A 19,109-nucleotide genomic window follows, 5' to 3' on the forward strand; every position below is an offset into this window, starting at 1 on the left:
AGATTCTTAAAATCACTTCTGCCAGTTGCCTACTCATGAAAACTGGCAACTCCAACGCAGACCCCTTTCCTATAAAATGGTGGAGGTTCAATCAATATTGCATTTCCGCAAAACGCTTTAAGGTCTGATATTTTTCTCGAGCGTGCCCTTCAGCCGCATCGAACATCTCTTGAGCGACATCTGGGAATACGTTCATGAGAGAAGAGTAACGGATTTCGCCTTTTAAGAAATCCTGGAAAGAAGCAGTGGGTTCCTTCGAGTCAAGAACAAACGGATTCTTGCCTTGATCTTTAAGACGAGGGTCATGTCTCCAGAGATGCCAGTACCCTGCTTCAACTGCCTTTTTCTGTTCAACGATACTCGTGCCCATACCGGATTTGATCCCATGATTGACACAAGTAGCGTAGGCAATTATGATAGACGGCCCACGATAACTTTCTGCTTCAGCAATCGCTTTAATTGTTTGATTCATATTAGCTCCCATAGCAATTTGAGCAACATAGACATAGCCATAGGTCGTGGCCATTAGTCCAAGATCCTTTTTACGAACCTTTTTCCCTGAAGCTGCAAATTTTGCGATGGCTGCCGTCTGAGTTGCCTTTGAGGCTTGTCCCCCCGTATTGGAGTAAACTTCAGTATCCATTATTAGGATATTAACATCATCCCCGCTCGCGATGACATGGTCTATTCCATTATAACCAATATCATAAGCAAAACCGTCCCCACCAAAAATCCAAACAGAAGGTTTAATGAGATAATCCTTCTTCTCCTTGATTTCAAGAAGAAGCGGATTGCCAGCAACATCTTCGTTTTTCATCGCTTCAAGTACTCGGCTCGATGCTCTCTTTGACCCTTCTCCATCCTCCATGTTTTCCAGCCATTCCCGGAAGGTTTCTTTAATGTTTTCGTTTAAAGAACTCTCCAAGCCTTGTTGCATCAGCTGAGCTATTTTAGCTCGAATTTGCTTGGAACCCAGATATATTCCATAGCCAAATTCAGCATTATCCTCAAAGAGCGGACTCATCCAGGCGGGTCCTTTCCCTTCAGCATTAACCGTATACGGAATAGAGGGTGCGCTTCCGCCCCAGATGGAGGAACAACCCGTGGCGTTGGCAATTACCATACGGTCACCATACAACTGTGTAATAAGCCGGGCATAAGGTGTCTCACCACAGCCCGGACAAGCTCCATTGAACTCAAGCAATGGTTGGGCAAATTGACTTCCTTTTAAGGTCTTGACATCCATGAGATGTCGTTTTTCAGTCACGTTTTTAATCGCATATTCCCAGTTCTCTGATTCCATTTCAATCTCATGATCAGCAGGTCTCATAATAATCGCTTTCCCTGGTGCAGGACAAACGTCGGCACAGTTTGAACACCCTGTGCAATCAAGGGGTGTAACCTGAATTCGATAGTGGTAACCTTCCAGTCCTTTGCCAATTGGCTTCTTTGTTTTGAAGGTATCCGGTGCTTTTTCAAGCTCCCTGTCATCCAAGAGGAAGGGCCGAATGGTGGCATGAGGACAGACATAGGAACACTGATTACACTGAATACATTTATCTATTTGCCATTCGGGTATATAAACTGCAATCCCCCGTTTTTCATATCGAGTTGTGCTTAGCGGGAAAGTACCGTCTTCAACCCCAACAAAAGCACTGGTCGGCAGGTCTTCTCCCTCATGACGGGCCATAGGCCGTTGAATGTTTTTAATAAAGTCTGGCTCGCTCTTAATTGGCATATCCTCATTAGGAACCTCAGCCCATGAAGCTAGGACCTCAACTTTATGTAAGGCATTAATTCCGCGGTCGACAGCCTTATAATTCATCTCTACAATATTTGACCCCTTCTTGCCGTAGACTTTCTGAATAGAGTCTTTCAGGTATTGAATAGCATCCTCGACAGGAATTACCTTCGCTAACTTAAAGAAAGCAGCCTGCATAACCATGTTGATGCGTCCGCCAAGCCCGATTTCCCCTGCAATGGAAATGGCATCAATGATATAGAAATTAATATTTTTTTTTGCAATATGACGTTTTAGTGAAGCTGGCAGATGAACTTCCAGTTCATCTGCTCGCCAAGGACAGTTCAGAACAAAGGTTCCGCCTTTTTTTAGGCCTCTCAGGAGATCATAGTGATAAATAAATGACTTATTATGGCAAGCAATATAATCCGCATCAAAGACCAGATAAGAGGATTTGATAGGTTGCTTGCCAAAGCGCAGGTGTGATATCGTAGTCCCTCCTGATTTCTTACTGTCATATTCAAAGTAACCTTGAACATTAAGGTCGGTATTATCTCCGATAATTTTTATTGCGCTTTTATTCGCACCAACCGTACCGTCAGAGCCAAGTCCCCAGAACTTACATCGAATTGTCCCTTCCGGCGAAGCGTCAATGGTCTCCTCTATTGGTAAGGAAGTGTGGCTTACGTCATCAACAATGCCGACCGTAAAGTGATCTTTGGGCTGAGCCTTCTTCAGATTTTGGTAAGTGGCCAGAATTTGGGAAGGAGTAGTATCTCTAGAACCTAATCCATACCTTCCCCCTACGATGATTGGCCTTATAGTCTCATGGTTAAACATTTGTAAAACATCAAGATATAAAGGTTCACCTGTCGAGCCTGGTTCCTTCGTTCGGTCAAGGACGGAGATCTTCTTAACAGATTTAGGCAGGACATCAAAGAAGTATTTTTTAGAAAATGGCCGATATAGATGAACTTTAATCAGGCCAACCTTTTCTCCCCTTTGCGCCATGAAGTCAATGGTTTCTTCAATAGTATTGCAAACTGAGCCCATAGCTACAATGAGGTTTTCGGCCTCAGGGTCGCCATAATACTGGAAGGGATGGTACTCTCGTCCGGTAATTTTCTTGATCTCTTTGAAGTAATCTTCGACGATATCCGGTACAGCGTCAAAGAAGGGGTTTGAAACTTCTCGCCCTTGAAAATAAATGTCAGGATTTTGGGCAGTACCTCTAAGTACTGGATGGTTTGGATTTAAAGCCCGGTCCCTAAATTCCTGAATTTTTTCATAATCCACCAGCTCAGCAATTTCATCATAACTTGTCGTCTCGATTTTTTGTACTTCATGTGAGGTTCTGAACCCATCAAAAAAGTGTAAAACCGGAACCCGTGACTTAATAGCAGAAAGGTGTGAAACAAAACCTAAGTCCATCGCTTCTTGAACATTGTTAGTGCAAATCATCGTAAAACCGGTTTGCCGAGCAGCATTGATATCTTGATGATCGCCAAAAATTGACAAAGCATGTGTTGATAAAGCCCTGGCGGTGACATGGAATACTGCCGGCACTAAATTTCCAACCAATTTATACATTTCAGGAATCATAAGCAGTAAGCCTTGAGAAGCCGTATAGGTTGTCGTTAAGGCTCCGGCTTGGAGTGAGCCGTGCAGTGCGGCTGAAGCTCCAGACTCAGATTGCATCTCTACAACTCTTACCGGTTGGTCAAATAAATTCATTTTACCATGTGCTGCCCATTCGTCGACTCCCTCAGCCATCGGAGAAGAAGGCGTAATCGGGAAGATGGTTGCAACCTCAGTCAGAGCATAAGATGCTTCTGCTGCGGCTTGGTTCCCATCCATTGTTTTCATTTTCTTGGCCACACTAAGTACCTCCTCAAATAAACTTTAAATCGTAAGCTTGAATTAGTATTCGTAACTGGATGACTCTCATACATTTTTTTAATAAAAATATAAAAGTTTTTAAAAATAAGTATGCCGATCACCTCATGTACTTAAATCGGATTATTATAAGATATAATAAGAAAAAGAAGTTTTAGATTTAAAGGTGGAGAATTCTAGAATGATTGATCTTAAGAACAACTCACGGCAAGCTATAATCGGCTGGTTTCTCCTTATTGCATTAGCAGCGACTTTTGCCTATTTATATCTTTGGTCAGCCATCTTTCCAGGACCTATAGATCCTTCAGTGAGTGAGTTTTTTTCACTAGAAATAGCTAATAAGGCTAGAATATACAATTCAACACCGCGTATCCTTTATATAATAAAGTTCTTCTTCCAGACCATCCTTTTATTTTATCTGCTCTTAAGTTCAGTGGGACAGACTTTCTTTGAGCGCCTTCGGAAGATTAGCAGGAATTATTGGTTAGTCTCTACATTATCCATCCTGAGCATTTGGACTCTGATCAAAATTTCATCCCTACCCTTTTCATATTATGCCGGATACCACTGGCAAAAAATCTGGGGTTTCAGTACTCAAAATCAGAGTGCTTGGTGGATTGACTATATTAAAAATGCCGGAATCGAGCTCCTTATTTCGATTGCGGGAGGGCTCATTTTTTTCTGGCTGGTCAACAGGTTAACTCGCTATTGGTGGTTGGTCTGTGCTGTTCTATTTAGTCTCTGGCTCGTTATAGCGCATCTTTGTTGGCCTATTTTTATATCTCCGCTCTTCAACCATTTTGAACCCTTACCCGATTCCGCTGTCGTTACCATGGTAGATGATCTGGCTCAACAGGCCGGACTGGACATTAGTGAAGTTCTGGTGATGGACGCCAGCAAGCAGACAACTTTAGCCAACGCTTATTTTGCCGGAGTGGGAACTACTAAACGAATTGTCATATACGATACCCTTTTAGATAATTATTCTTTACCTGAGGTCAAAGCCGTTATTGCTCACGAGATGGGACATTGGCGACATAACGATATCATCTTTGGGCTTTTCTACGGAATCATTGGAGGTTTCATTGTCTTCGGTTTATTAGCTGCCCTGTTAAAACCGTGGTTGCCAAAAAGCAGCACAAAACCGCCTCAACTCTGGGCAGCGTTACAACTGGCTCTTCTCCTTCTTCTCTTTGTAAGCAGTCCTCTCCAAAATACAATATCAAGAGAAATGGAAGAAAGTGCGGATCGTTTTTCTCTCGAACTCACAGGAGACCTCAATGCAGAAATCCAGTTGCAACAAAACCTGGCCCGCACGAGTTTATCCGATTTATCTCCTCCCCGCTTTATCGTCTGGTTCAGCTACAGCCATCCACCAGCGTTAGCCAGAATAAACGCCTTAGAAGAGGAATAAGGATTCACACTGCCTAACAATCCCTGACAATTCGGAAATCCAAGAGATTTAATAACTATCGGATTAGGTGACGGTTTTAGCGGCAAAAAGAAGGGAGTGTCAAACTACTTTAAAAAGTGGTCTGACACTCCCTTCTTCTTTCCCTGCAGAAAACTATATCAAGTAACCGCTTAACGGGCTACTTCTTTGCCCTTTCCTGATGAAAAAGATTAAGCATTTATTCAGTCAGCCTTCAGCCATATTTCAGCAAGGCTTTATATACTTACTACAGATCAAATTGTATCCTTGGAAACGCCAAGAGATTCAAAAAAGGAGCCGTGAACAAAATGGCGATAACCGCTTTTAAACGCTACGAAATGAAATTTATGCTTACACAAGCACAGTTAGATACTCTGATTCCCAAACTGTTAGAGTACATGAACCCTGATGATCATTGCCAAAACGGAAAGGAGTACAGCATTTACAATCTTTATTACGATACCAGTGATCACAATTTAATTCGGCATTCTCTTTCCAAACCCTATTATAAAGAAAAACTTCGTTTGAGAAGCTACTTCGTCCCAACATCATCTACTGACAAGGTGTTTTTAGAACTAAAAAAGAAAATCGGCGGCATCGTCAATAAGAGACGTGCTGTCCTAACGTTAAAAGAAGCCGATGATTTTATAAACTTCGGAAAACGTCCTGTTACAATGAACACTATGACCCAACAGGTCGTCAATGAAATAGAGTATTTTTTAAGTCACAATGACGTTGCTCCAGCGGTTTACATTAGCTATAAACGACTGGCGTTTTTCGGAAAAGCGGATAAGGATTTTCGAGTAACCTTTGATTACGACATTACGACCCGCCGAACTGAGTTGCGTTTGGAAAAAGCTAGTTATGGGGAACAGCTCTTAGACAAAGGGAAGTATTTAATGGAAGTTAAAATCTCCAGTGCTGTACCAATGTGGTTATCTAAGATTTTATCGAATCTATTCATCTACCGCACCGGCTTTTCAAAATATGGCCAAGAATACCAAAACGCCTGCCTCCACCTTTATCCAAGCCAATGTGTCAATTATTAAATGTGTTTGAAAGGAGCCAACCTAATGTTAGAAACAATACTAGCCTCCACCAGTGGAGATTCCCTTACGTTAATGAGTTCTCTGGCAGTTTTATGTTCAGCCTTAGCAATAGGTCTGTTCATCAGCCTCGTTTATCTCCAGACCCATAAAAAAGAGGGTTATTCTGCAGGTTTCACTATCACCTTGATCATGTTACCGGCCATCATTTCCGTCATCATTTTGTTGATTGGGGACAACGTGGCCAGAGCCTTCAGTCTGGCCGGTGCCTTTAGCCTGATTCGTTTCAGAAGTGCTCCCGGTGAACCGAAGGATATTGCCTATGTCTTCTTCACCTTGGCAGTAGGGTTAGCCTGCGGGATGGGTTATATCCTCTATGCAGCCTTGTTTGCCGTAATCTTATGTTCGGTCATGATCCTGCTTTATTACACAAACTTTCCCACCCCAAGGTCAAATGCCATGAACTTGAAAATTACCGTTCCAGAAAATTTAAACTTTCAAGGACTGTTTGATGATATCCTCAACTCCTATGCTAATTCTTGGAATGTAAAACGTGTTAAAACCAGTAATTTCGGGACCCTTTTTGAAGTGATCTTTAACCTTAATTTAAAGCAGTCGATCAATCAAAAGGACTTCTTGGACGAATTAAGATGTCGCAACGGCAATCTCAACATTGCCTTAACCTCGAAAGAATATGAAGACAAAATTTACGCTTAAAAGGAGACCAATATGAAAAAAACACTTGGCATTATTTTATCCCTTACACTTTTATTAACAGGCACAATAGGGTGTGCCGCTGCGAAAGAGAGCTCCAATGTGGAAAGCACAAGTACTGCCACCTCTATCGATGCGGTTTCTGTAAGCTATGATAATGATGATTACTATTTTGATTGGAAAAATAGCGATTATAAGACCATCGGGTTAAACGGAAGCTCAGCCTCTGTAAAAGGAGACAGCTTAGCCGTGCAAGACTCGGTTGTTACGATCTCCGCGTCAGGTGTATATGAAATTGCCGGCACTTTAACAGACGGGAGTATTATTGTCGATGTCAATAAGGACACGGATGACGGAACGGTATTTCTTGTGTTAAATGGAGCAACGATTGAAAGTCAAACAAGTGCTCCTATCAATATTAAAGGCGCCAAAAAGGCTGTAATACTCCTTGAAAACGGCACTAAAAACTCAGTTGCTGACGGAAGCGACTACATTGTAAATGCCGATGGTGAACCATCCGCAGCTATTTTCAGCAAGTCAGACCTTACAATAACCGGTAGCGGCACATTAGCGGTTACAGCAGATTATAATGACGGAATTGCATGCAAGGATGACTTAAAAATAACTGATGGCACATTGATTGTAAACTCAAAGGCTGACGGAATGGTTGGCAAAGACAGTCTTAATGTTAAAAACGGAAACATTTCCATAACTGCCGGTAAAGACGGTCTACGATCTACAAACGAGACAGATGAGGGCAAGGGAAATGTAATAATACAAAATGGACAGTTCACTATCACTGCTGCAAACGATGCTATACAAGCCGCAAAGCTCGTCCAAATTGACGATGGAAACTTCAATCTTAACTCCGGCGGTGGTTATCCCGGCAAGAGTATCAGTAGCGGGAACAATAATTTTGGTGGTCGCCCTGATCAAAATGCCACCTCCACTACAGAGAGTACTGATGAAGAAGAGAGCAAAAAAGGCCTAAAGGCAGGGCAAGGTATTCTTGTAAACGGCGGTAATATCAATGTCTCATCCTATGAGGATTCAATACACAGCAACAATGATGTTGCCATAAAGGGTGGGATTCTGACCTTGCAAAGCGGGGATGATGGGTTGCACGCCGACAATAATATATTCATAGACGATGGAGATATCACCATAAAGAACTCGTATGAGAGTTTAGAGGGTACAAATATAACTGTAAACGGTGGAAAAATCAGCGCCTCCTCTACCGATGACGGAATTAATGTTAATAACAATCAAGGCGTTTTGAAAATAACAGGTGGCGAAATTACTTTAAACGCAAATGGTGACGGACTGGACTCTAATGGAAGCATAAACATGACAGGCGGTACTGTCTATGTTGATGGTCCAACAGCAAACAATAATGCTTCTCTTGATTATGACGGCAGCTTTACCATAAGCGGGGGAACTCTAGTAGCATCTGGCAGCTCTGGAATGGCTCAAGCTCCAAGCACCAATACCCAACCGTCAATCCTTATGTATTACAGCACTGCGCAAGCCGCAGGAAGTACAATAGCGCTTAAAGATCAAGATGGAACAAGTATTGTAACCTATACGCCATCAAAACAATACAACTCGGTTGCAATTTCTTCTCCCAAATTATCAGTAGGCTCTACCTATACGCTTTATAGCGGAAATACCAAGCTAGTTGATGTTACACTTTCGGACTCTCTAACCTATCTTTCTGAATCAGGTGTCACCACTAAACCTCAAAACGCCGGACCCGGTGGTGGCGGAGGCAAAGGCCCTGGTGGCAACCGCCCACAATAATCAAGATTACCGTTCCGGAAGGACCACCTGGATGGAACACTTCAAAAAAGGCCTCCGTGTCTCGGAGGCCTTTTTTCCACTTCCTTTTACTTCAGAACTTGCAATTTGCTAATTAACTCCACCTTCGGAAGGCGCGGTTAGGGGGGCTTTTCTGCTATTGCTCAGCTAGCGCACTCTCATAGCCAGTATTAGCTCGGTCTTTGATCTCGGGATCTAAGTTCGGCCCTTGCAGAACAGTCCAGTAGTATTTTGCCGCAATCGCATACGAAGTATCTTTATCCTCAAGGGCCAAAGCATCTGCTTCATCTAATAGTTTATTATAGGAGCTAAGAATTTTCTGGGAAACGATCGCCTTATCTGCAATCGTCACCAACGGATTATTATAAGCAGTAATATAGAATCCTAAGCCTTGTACGTAAAAGTCACCTCTAGGCTGTTGATCAATCTGATATTCATACCAATAATCGCCGTTAAAAATCAAGGATTCCAGATCAAACGCCAGATCTCCGACATGCACGGGACTAGGAGTACTCCAGCAACTAGAGAGGCTGGGTGGATTTTCAGAAGGAAAAAGGGATTTCGCAAGGTTTGTTGCACCCGGGGCAAATGTAATTGCGCTGTTGTATTTTCTCCCCATAAGTCCAAACACTTTATCCTGATAGGCATCCTCGCCAGTATAATAATTGGGGTTATTCTCTTTGGTCCAAGCATTATACCCCCAAACAGCAAAATACCAATTTTCTAAAACGTTGCGGTTCCCGTCTCCAATCTTGGGGTAAGCTCGCCATTTATTATTGAGGATACGGCAACCCACTTCAAGGTTATAATCAAGATCACTTTTCAGTTTCTCGACATCATATTCGGGGTAATTGGCTGGAGAGATTTGCATAATTCCTATGCCGCCATCTTTGGATATAAACGGTTGATCTGTTAAAGGCAAACCAGTCGTCGGATCCAGTTCATATTGTTTCCACCCGCTCTCCAAATGAGCAATGGCTTTGAGTAATACGGGAGGAATATCAAATCTATTGGCCATATCCTCGATTTTTTTACCAACAATTGCGGTTTGTACACTTGCATCAACTGCACCAATGCCCAAATTACGTTGGCTCTCAGAAACTACCGCTTCACCGCCAAGTGCTGTTACAACACTGGCTGCCGACATGTTGCCTTTCACGAAGGCGCCTGCAACAGGAGACGTAACACCGTCTGTGAGAACAATTGCAGACTTAGTTTGTGCTGCAAGCGGTGCACCGGAGAGCGCATCGATACCCGTTACGCCATTAGCCAAGTAAACTTGGTTAAATTCGAGAGAAGCAACGAAGTCTTTAATAACTTTATCATTCGTATCATAAGCTGTCATTCCAAAATGGCGAGTTGGGGTTGGGAGTTGAGCTAATACTGCATCGTATATGACCCCTGTACCACCAATAACATCAGAAGCAGTGATACTAGGGTTTGCATGCAAAAATGATTGAGCACTTGAAGAAAGTCCCGTGCTGTCAGTTAAGAGAATTGGTTCACTCGCCTGGGAAGCAATGGAGGCAATTGAGAGCGCATCTTGGATCAGCCAGCCATAGGCAACTGCAACTTTGCTGACCGACGCTCCGAGTGTAACCATTTGTTCGGCAATATTAACTGATGTTTCAAAGCGATCAACTCCACCAAGGGAAACAACAGTAATCTTCATAGCGGCTAATTCATCGAGGACTCCTTGGCTAATAACAGCAGTTCCGCTGGTGACATAAACCTTGGTAACTGCTAGTTTAACAAGTTCCTCTCTAGTGGCAGGGTCAAGGACTTTTCCCGGCCCGGTCAGAAGGATAGGAGCTTTCAGATAGGAAGCGAGCGGACCGGATGTCAGTGCATCAACCATACCATATGAAGCTGAGGAAGCAAGAATTGCGGTTCCGGTCCAGCCTGTTTGATCGGCAATTTTTATTGCGGTTTGTTCAGCGGTTATACCTGCTAAACGAGTTGGGACAGTCCCTGCAGCAAATGCATTTAAGGGAACCATAGTCAATGCCATACCGGCTATAATTAATGAAGCGAATAATTTTTCAGTCCTCATGTTCTGAATTTCCCCCTTTCTTAGCTCTCTTCCGGATCATTGTTATTTCATTTAGATTACTTCGGATTCTTTTGCGAGTTGTATTTGTAGTCCTATATAAAATTCGCTAGCATTGTTCATTTTCCTTTTATTTTCCTTTTTTATTCACATCCTTTTTAAGGGTTATCTGATTGTCATAGAGAAATAAACCCCTTTCCTTAACGATTAAAATCGGATGCCATTTTTTACTGGCATTTATCCTGTAATCACGACCTTCATGTCAGTAAATCTAACTCCCTGAAGTTTCAAAATATATCAAGCGTTTTCTTTCTGTTATCTTGTTGAGAAGAGTCGCCGATCAGATAGTTACGTAATTGGCCCTCACCTAACGCTTTTGATAGTTAGGAGAGGGCCTTTCGTATTACTAATTTTCATATCCAACATTAACTTAGATGTTATCCGCAAACGCATTCACGAGTGACACTTTTGCCAAAATAAATGCTATTATTCTTTAGAGATTTAGCGTAATAACTTATAGGGTCAGTTCTTTGAACGGGCAACTCGTTTTTCTTTAGTGCGCAATAAGACAAGAGCAATAGTTATCCCTGTTAACACTAAACCAAACGTTATCGCAATACCATTAGCTAAAGCTGTAGCGGGAATATAAAAGGCTTGCAGGCCCGACTGCGCATTATAGCCTATCCCCAAAAAAAGCAAGCTAATGCCTGGGATATAAGCTGCTTGATACATAATATGCCCAGCCAAAACTAAGGGAGTAAATGCAAAAATCAGCTTGACACGCAAGGAAGCTGCCTTTGTTTTAAAGGGTTTGGCGATCATCCAAGCGAGCATTCCCCCTGTTAAACCTGCTCCCCAATAGAACAGACTAAACCAGACTCTCCATGAGGTGGAAAGCTCTAACCTTTGGAACGATGCAAGATAGTAGAGAGGAACCAAAATACCCAACATCACCCCAATAAACACTGCAAATCCCTGGTTAACGCGAACCAAATGCCACACCTCTCGGCCTACAAGCCTTAAATTAACCTGTACAGAACCATTCGGACAATTTCGCACACAGTTAAAGCACAGTTTACAATCTAAATTATTATCCAAGAACGGAAGATGTTGTGACATTGGACAGCCTGGAACTTTTTCCGTTCCGACATAGCATTCAAACGTAGTGCACTTATTCAGGCAAACTGAGGGATCCGCGCGCACCTCCAACATCGAGCCTACGGAAGCAGTACCAATAAATCCTCCCAACGGGCAAAAGTGCTTACACCAGGTATGGCGTGGATAGAGGACCGCGATAATAATCGCACAAACTTGGATAGATATTAACAAGACAGCCGTGTAACTTGGATTGAAGCGCATGTCGGTAATCACTTCGACCCAGAAGATTGTCAGAAATAGAAAACTAACAAGAATGTAATCATATTTTATGACAAACTCGGGAATCGCCCGGTTCATATGGACCCTTTTCTGCACAAATTCCATGATTGTTGAAAACGGACAGACCGTACACCATAGTCTGCCTAAGAAAGGAGAAATCAGAGCCAGTGCCGGCCACCATAATCCCCAAACTAATGCGAAGACCTTGGTGGAAACTGCAACTTGAGGATTAAAAAGCAACAATAAGACCAAACCGATAAACAGAGCTGTAGCTCCCCGCCTTATCCAGCTAATCAACTCTCCCTTCTTCAGCAGCCCTTTTAACGTCGGTGAGGCTAAAAGGTTAATCGTATGCCCGTTTTGTTCCGCTGTAGGACCAAAAAAGATCTGTTCTAAACCAATAACATCCTGTTCTGCAATATAAAAAGCTCTTTCGATGACTTGGATTAATTCCGAGACATTTCCCTGTTGGTAATGATGGGAGAGCAATAATTGAGTCGCTTCCTGATTCAGAACAGGGACATTTCGCTGGTTCTTCTGGGCCAGTTTCTCCAGAAAACCTTGAGCCAATATAGGAATATCTCGTTTCCGCATACGCAAAGGAGTTATTTCATACGTATGAGCAAAACATTTCCTCAGTTCTGGAATAATAATTCTTTCTAAATCATCCGGTTCCGAGTCCAAACCGCCAATAATGAAACATTTATTTCTTTGGGAATTTATGGACTGGGCAAGTTTAAGCTGAGTATGGGGGGAAATTAGGTTTATTTCTCGTATGAACAAGGTTCCGCCCTCAGCAATATCAAAAAGATTGGAATTACAAACGGCTGAGGACTCCTCTTGACCAGAGGGCTCCATGATTAGGTCCTTCCACTGTTGATCGAAACGTCGTCCGTCCACAACCACAAAAGGGGCTTCTGTACCGGATTGGCGTTGATGAACATACCACGCCATCATCTGGCGACCGGTACCCCGTTCTCCGGTTAATAGCAAGTGCCCTTTGGGTTGAGCAAGTTCTTCCAGTTTACGTTCGACCTCAGCAGTCGTTCGGGCACCTCCCCAAAGTCCATAAAATTTATCCTTATATTGGTTAAGTTGCAAAGCAGAACGTAGAATCTCCTTATAATTTGCTTCGGATAAGGTGAGGTTTGCTTCATTCAGATTTTGAGTTAAGCGGCCGATAAACGTTTGGTAAAGCTTCGGCCATCGCAAAAGCATGCGTGCAAATCCTTCCGAATCCAGCGCTAAAACCTGGCATTCTTCTAAGCAAAGAATTGTCGATGCGGCGGCCATGCCGTTATGCAACGAGAATTCACCAAAGGTATCTCCTGGACTCAGTGATCTGACACGCCTCATGCGATGTCCTTCTTTTCTGATCATAATATCCGCTTTTCCCTTGATCAGAATATAAAAGGCATGTTCTTCTTGACCCTGCTTAATAATCTCCGAGCCCAAAGCATAGTTCTCCCATTGAAACTCGCTGGCCAGCTCTGCTAATTCGCCGGATGATAAATCTGAAAGTAACTGAACCTTGGATAGACTATAAGCTTTATCGTCAATCATACGTCCTCCATCATGTTCTAAATGACTAACCTAAAATAGTTTTAGTCCATAAACTATAACTTATCCAAATCTTTCTGACAATGCAAAATTCTTTCCATCTTCAGAAATTAAAACGTGTGCGCAAAGGTTAGACCGTTAATTTTTTAATTTACCACACTTCATTCACCACAGTGACGCTACTTTTGGTTAAGCTTAGAGAACTAACTCTAACTTATCGTAAGTTAGGTCCTTGAAAGTGACATTTATTAATTAAATGCACTTGCTATTCTATCAAGATCCAATTCATCTTTAGTTGAACGAGTTCACTTCTGCGATAAATGATGGCCCGTCCATTCAAGAAAAGGCGTACCAAAATAACATTCCTGCATAAATGTTATTTTTTCATCTTTTCAAGAAAAATCGCCTAAACAATTATTTCAGGTGATATCCAGGAAATAGCAAAGACCTCTGCTGAGATTCCAACAGAGGTCTTATTTTTTCTGGGCGAGTTCGAGCTTAGACTTCTGTATTGCTTTCTGTTTTGCCCTCACGTTTTTCTTTCATAGCACACCAAACTTTTTCATAAGTGAGTGGTAAACTATCGATCCTTACCCCCATAGCGTCATAAATCGCGTTGTTGAAGCACCCCATCGTCGGATTGGTTGCTCCTTCACCGACCTCTTTCACACCCCATGGACCTGCAGGTTCAAAGCTTTCAACTAGCTCAGAGTGAACTATCGGCATGTCGAGGGCGGTCGGTAACATGTATCCCCCTAAATTCGGATTAAGGATTTTCCCTTGATCATCAAACAAAACTTCTTCCCAGATGGCTTCCCCCACACCCATGTACAGAGCTCCGTGTACTTGACCGTGAAGCTGCATGGGGTTGATCACCTGCCCGCAATCATGGACATCCCAAACTTCGCAAACATCGACTTCACCTGTTTCCTCGTCGATTTGAACCTCGCTAATCTGAGCACAGAAGCTATAAGCCGGCGAAGTAGCAACAGCTGCTCCTTTAAAAGTTCCGCCTAGGCGGGGAACATGGTAAACTCCACGTCCCAAAAGCGGGCCACGCAGGACAAAAAAACGACGGGCCGCTTCCTCAAAGGTAATCGTTTTGGCTGTAGGACGGGATTTGGAGAAAATAATTCCCAACCGGCAATCTAAATCATCAGGGGGCAAGCTCATAATAGTGGATGCGATATCAAGAATCTGTTTTTTAATTTCCTCACCAGCCTGCTTACATGCTGAACCAGACATTAAGGTCTGACGACTGGAATACGCGCCAAAATCATGGGGAGTTGTTTCTGTGTCGGCAGCGATTATTTTCATGTTTTCGTAGCGGTAACCCATAGCTTCCGCCGCCATTTGACAGAGAGCAGTATCTGAGCCTTGCCCGATATCAACTGCACCTGTATAGAGAGTAGCAGCCGTCCCATCCTCATGCACTTTAATCATCGCAGCGGATTGAGGCAGGTCATTTCGATAAATGGGGTAGCCTGCCCCCGAGACAAAACTTCCAGTGGCAATTCCGATACCCCTACCCTTAGGGAGATTACCTTTTTTCTCGCGCCAACCTGATATATCGGCCGCTTTTTCCAAACACGCTGTTAACTCACAAGAATTTATGCCGAAATCGTTAATAGTAACTGTATTAGGCTGACGGGCGTTACGAAGTCGTATCTCCAAAGGATCTAATCCCAGATCTTTGGCAATGTTATCCAAATGACTTTCAAAGGCATACTTTGGTTGGGGAGCTCCATGACCACGCTGGGCACCGCAGGCTGGTAAATTAGTATAGACCCTAATCATGTCAAACTTGTAATTTTCAAATTCATAAGTCAGGGTAAGAAGTCCACCGGCATAGTATGAGGTAGCTACCCCTAAACTGGTGTAAGCACCTCCATCTGATACAAAGTTGGCATGAACGCCGAGTATTTTACCTTCTTTGTCAACCCCGGTAGTCAATTCCATGTATACCTTATGGCGGCCACGATTATGGGCAAACATTTCATGCCTGTCATAGAAGGTTCTGACCGGACGACCAGTTAGTTTGGAGAGCACAGCCCCCGCAAATTCCAGTCCGGTAGGTTCTAGCTTGCCTCCAAAACCGCCGCCTACGAAAGGTTTAATAATCCGGACGTCACCCATTTTCAGCCCAAACTCCCGAGCAATATAATATTGGAAGTAATGGGGAGACTGGGTGCTCGAATAAATTGTCAGCTTATTATCTTTCCAGATAGAAACAGCTGAATGAGGTTCAATGGGCGACTGGTAGGTGCGCTGTCCCACAAAATAATCATTTCGGACATGGTATGCCTCAGCTAAAGCTTTATCTAAATCGCCGAAGTTTTGATGAATTTCAGTGTTAATATTGCGAGGATATTCATCGTGAACTTGAGGAGCCCCTTCATCCATGGCAAGAAGGGCATCAAGCACCGCGGGAAGAACCTCGTACTCAACTTTAATCAGTTTTAAGGCTTTATAACAAGTTTCTTCATCAATACAAGCTACAGCTGCCACTTTGTCACCTATAAAACGAACCTTGTCAATGCAAAAAATATTTTCATCCCATCGGGCTGGACTAATGCCATATTTGAGAGCGGGTACGTCCTTATGGGTAATTACGGCTTTTACACCTGGAAGCTTTTCCGCCTCCGAAGTGTCGATACTCAAGATCTTAGCATGAGCATGGGGACTAGTTAAAAGTTTGCCAAAAAGCATATTGGGAAATTTTAAGTCACCCGCATATTTTGCAGCACCGGTTGCCTTTTCTCGGCCATCAATTTTCGGGACATTTTTGCCAATTACTGCATAGTCTTTACTCATTGCTTATCACCTCTTTATCGTTAGTCTCTTCTGACACTTTGAGGACGGCCTTGACGATGTTCACGAAGCCAGTGCACCTGCATAGATTACCGGCAATGGCTTCACGAACCTCCTTCTCATTAGGATGGGGATTTCTGGTTAACAAAGCCTTGGCTGAAATAATCATCCCTGGTGTACAATATCCGCACTGTATAGCACCATTATTAATAAACGCTTCCTGAACTTTATCCAATTCAGAACTCTCGGCAATTCCTTCAATGGTCGTGATTTTTTTTCCATCAGCTTCAATGGCTAAAATCATGCATGAATCTACCGGTTTATTCTCTAACAAAATAGTACATGAGCCGCAATCACCAAGTTCGCACCCTTTTTTTGTCCCTGTAAGATCTAACTCATCTCGTAAAACATTAACAAGCAAAGTGTTCGCTTTAACGACCCGTGTATAATCATCCCCGTTGACGTTAATTGTAATCATATAGTGTTGAATACCATGTTTATCGGTTATTACCTGAGACATTTTTTCTCCCCCCTTCCTTATACATGCCCCTCGTTAATAGCCTTGTGCAATGCCCGTCTGGTAAGCACTCGAATCAAGTCACGTCGATATTCAGCTGAACCCCTAATATCGGAAATAGGTTTGCTTTCGCCGGAAGCAATCACCCCTGCCTCGGCCAACAGATCATCACTAATAGTTTTTCCCTGCAAGAATTTTTCTGTTTCACGGGCCCGAATGGGTGTTGGAGCTGCAGCGCCAATTGCAATCTTAGCTTCCGTAAATGTTCCTCCGTTTACGGTTACAGCCACAGCAATGCCCACTACCGCCAGTGCTCCCGACCGACGCAGTCCAAACTTGATGTAGTTACTCCCAGTTGACGGTTGATCAGGTATAACGATTTCTGTTAAAATTTCATTTTCGGCGATTACAGTCTTCATTGGACCAGTAAACAAATCCTCTAGTAACATCACTCTTTCGCCTTTGGTTCCAACGAGCTTAATTGTAGCTCCCAAAGCTATAAGAATCGGGGGAAGATCTGCTGAAGGAACTGCATTGCAAAGATTACCTCCTACAGTCCCTATATTTCGAATCTGGTTAGAGGCCATATTATGTGCCGCTTCGGAAACAGACAGATATTTATCATTTAATATTTTGGAATTAACTAAATCATTATGCGTTGATAGAGCTCCGATAACAACACCTTTCCCACTGACGTATTCGATCTTTTTAAGATCCTCTAATTTTTTTAGGGAAATCAGAACTTCAGGGTTTAAAAGTCCACTTTTCATTTTTGCAATTATGTCGGTACCGCCGGATAGGACCTTGGCTTTGGCACCAAAATGCTCAAGCCCTTCACATGTCTCCGCTAAACTATCTGGCGCATAATAATCAAAGTCAGGTAGATACATATTAATCCCCTCCTTGTATAAAGATTCATATTAGTCCTTTGATGACTAAAAATCCTCTTCGTTTCCTATAGGAAACATCATTTTCTATAGTAGTTTGATTTTATCATGCCGTCCTATTTTAAAAAAGAAGACCGCGCCGAACGGTAGAAATTTATCGGTGATTAGCTTAAAGTTACCTTCCAAAATTAAATGTCATACTTTTCCGACAATAGGGCTTCCTTGAATACTGTTCAGTTAAATTCAATTACCCTACTCCTCAAAAAACCTTGCTGTAGCCTGTTTATATGAAATAGTTAAGCCAAATAATTGGACTAATTTTAATATAATACCATTTTTTGTAATAAATCATTGCATGATTGTAATTTGTGTGATTATAATATATACCTATTGTATAGAATTTCAACTGACTGCCAGAGTATCAAATATACGAAAATATTTTAACGAAAGGCCAACCGGTGATAAATATGGCTTCAAAAGAGAGTAACAATTACAGCGCACCTATGGTATATAAATCATTTGCTATTTTAAAGGAAATTGCTAAAGCCCAGGGAACATTGGGTGTAAGCGATATTTCACGGCAATTAAATTGTAATAAAAGTACCGTATATGGAGTTACTCAAGCATTTCTTGATTTAGGTGTTTTACGCCAAGATGAATCAAACAAAAAATTCAGGCTGGGGCCTGCTTTGATCCAACTAAGTAATCAATCGTTAGCTTCAGTTAGTTTAAGGAGCATAGCGCGTCCGTATATGATTCAATTGGCACACGATTTTGCCGAGACGGTCTTCTTAGGTCGTTTTGATGAGGACGGTCTAACAATTATCGAAAAGGCTGAAAGCTCCTCAGAATTAAAAATATCTGCTCCTATTGGAACTAGGCTTCCTTTCTTTGCCGGATCATCTGCCAAGACCTTTTTAGCAAATTTAGAGGACGATGCTCAAAAAAGGATAATTAAGGAGAGAGGCTTGCCTAAATATACTGAAAAAACCATTACCAATGTTGATAAATATTTGATTGAGCTTCAAAAGGTGCGCCAACAAGGGTATGCCACTGATTTTCAGGAATATCTCCATGGAGTTAACGCTGTGAGTGTAGCACTGCTTGATAAAAGCGGTCTATTTTTAGCATCGATCTATATTGTAGGATTTAGTAATTCTTTCACTGGTGATAAGATACAACTTGCCGCAGAGGCTGCCAAAAATTTCTCTAAGGAAATAACCGAATTTGTGGGTTAGTCAAAAGTAGACACAACGTGCT

The 19,109-nt window shown here is 42.5% G+C and carries 11 protein-coding genes; 5 read left to right on the forward strand and 6 right to left on the reverse strand.

Features of this window, described 5'->3' with window-relative positions; genetic code table 11:
* Positions 1-91 precede the first annotated feature (91 nt).
* Entirely contained in the window at positions 92-3,619 is a 3,528-nt protein-coding gene (gene nifJ, locus LJE72_RS06420) for a pyruvate:ferredoxin (flavodoxin) oxidoreductase (RefSeq protein WP_229246797.1), read from the reverse strand.
* Between the two features lie 199 nt (positions 3,620-3,818).
* On the opposite strand from nifJ, the gene LJE72_RS06425 reads away from it, so the two are divergent.
* The 4 genes from LJE72_RS06425 (at position 3,819) to LJE72_RS06440 (ending at position 8,629) form a co-directional block, all read left to right on the forward strand.
* Complete coding sequence (locus tag LJE72_RS06425; protein ID WP_229246799.1) at positions 3,819-5,051, forward strand: M48 family metallopeptidase; 1,233 nt, start codon at positions 3,819-3,821, stop codon at positions 5,049-5,051.
* A 326-nt stretch (positions 5,052-5,377) separates the two neighbouring features.
* On the forward strand, positions 5,378-6,118 hold the full coding sequence (locus LJE72_RS06430; RefSeq protein WP_229246800.1) for a polyphosphate polymerase domain-containing protein: 741 nt from the start codon (positions 5,378-5,380) through the stop codon (positions 6,116-6,118).
* 24 nt (positions 6,119-6,142) lie between these two features.
* The gene (locus LJE72_RS06435) at positions 6,143-6,832 is read left to right on the forward strand and encodes a DUF4956 domain-containing protein (RefSeq protein ID WP_229246801.1); all 690 of its coding nucleotides are present in this window, start codon (positions 6,143-6,145) and stop codon (positions 6,830-6,832) included.
* A gap of 12 nt (positions 6,833-6,844) precedes the next feature.
* The gene (locus tag LJE72_RS06440; RefSeq protein ID WP_229246802.1) at positions 6,845-8,629 is read left to right on the forward strand and encodes a carbohydrate-binding domain-containing protein; all 1,785 of its coding nucleotides are present in this window, start codon (positions 6,845-6,847) and stop codon (positions 8,627-8,629) included.
* Between the two features lie 154 nt (positions 8,630-8,783).
* Here the strand turns inward: LJE72_RS06440 and LJE72_RS06445 are convergent, their stop codons facing one another.
* The 5 genes from LJE72_RS06445 to LJE72_RS06465 all read right to left on the reverse strand — a co-directional run bounded on the left by LJE72_RS06445 (position 8,784) and on the right by LJE72_RS06465 (position 17,852).
* Positions 8,784-10,700, reverse strand: a complete 1,917-nt coding sequence (locus tag LJE72_RS06445; protein ID WP_229246803.1) for a cell wall-binding repeat-containing protein — start codon at positions 10,698-10,700, stop codon at positions 8,784-8,786.
* Between the two features lie 519 nt (positions 10,701-11,219).
* The gene (locus LJE72_RS06450; RefSeq protein ID WP_229246804.1) at positions 11,220-13,637 is read right to left on the reverse strand and encodes a cyclic nucleotide-binding domain-containing protein; all 2,418 of its coding nucleotides are present in this window, start codon (positions 13,635-13,637) and stop codon (positions 11,220-11,222) included.
* 495 nt (positions 13,638-14,132) lie between these two features.
* Complete coding sequence (gene hcrA, locus LJE72_RS06455; RefSeq protein ID WP_229246805.1) at positions 14,133-16,448, reverse strand: 4-hydroxybenzoyl-CoA reductase subunit alpha; 2,316 nt, start codon at positions 16,446-16,448, stop codon at positions 14,133-14,135.
* The gene (locus tag LJE72_RS06460) at positions 16,441-16,965 is read right to left on the reverse strand and encodes a (2Fe-2S)-binding protein (protein ID WP_073030993.1); all 525 of its coding nucleotides are present in this window, start codon (positions 16,963-16,965) and stop codon (positions 16,441-16,443) included. Before LJE72_RS06460 ends, hcrA begins: the two co-directional genes overlap by 8 nt.
* A gap of 17 nt (positions 16,966-16,982) precedes the next feature.
* Positions 16,983-17,852 (reverse strand): FAD binding domain-containing protein, encoded by an 870-nt coding sequence (locus LJE72_RS06465; protein ID WP_229246807.1) that lies wholly within the window; start codon positions 17,850-17,852, stop codon positions 16,983-16,985.
* Between the two features lie 464 nt (positions 17,853-18,316).
* On the opposite strand from LJE72_RS06465, the gene LJE72_RS06470 reads away from it, so the two are divergent.
* Positions 18,317-19,087 carry an IclR family transcriptional regulator gene (locus tag LJE72_RS06470; RefSeq protein WP_229246808.1) on the forward strand — a complete coding sequence of 257 codons (771 nt, stop codon included), beginning with the start codon at positions 18,317-18,319 and terminating at the stop codon, positions 19,085-19,087.
* The last annotated feature ends 22 nt before the right edge of the window (positions 19,088-19,109 follow it).

It is taken from the genome of Desulfosporosinus shakirovi (assembly GCF_020595055.1).
Lineage (GTDB): Bacteria > Bacillota > Desulfitobacteriia > Desulfitobacteriales > Desulfitobacteriaceae > Desulfosporosinus > Desulfosporosinus shakirovi.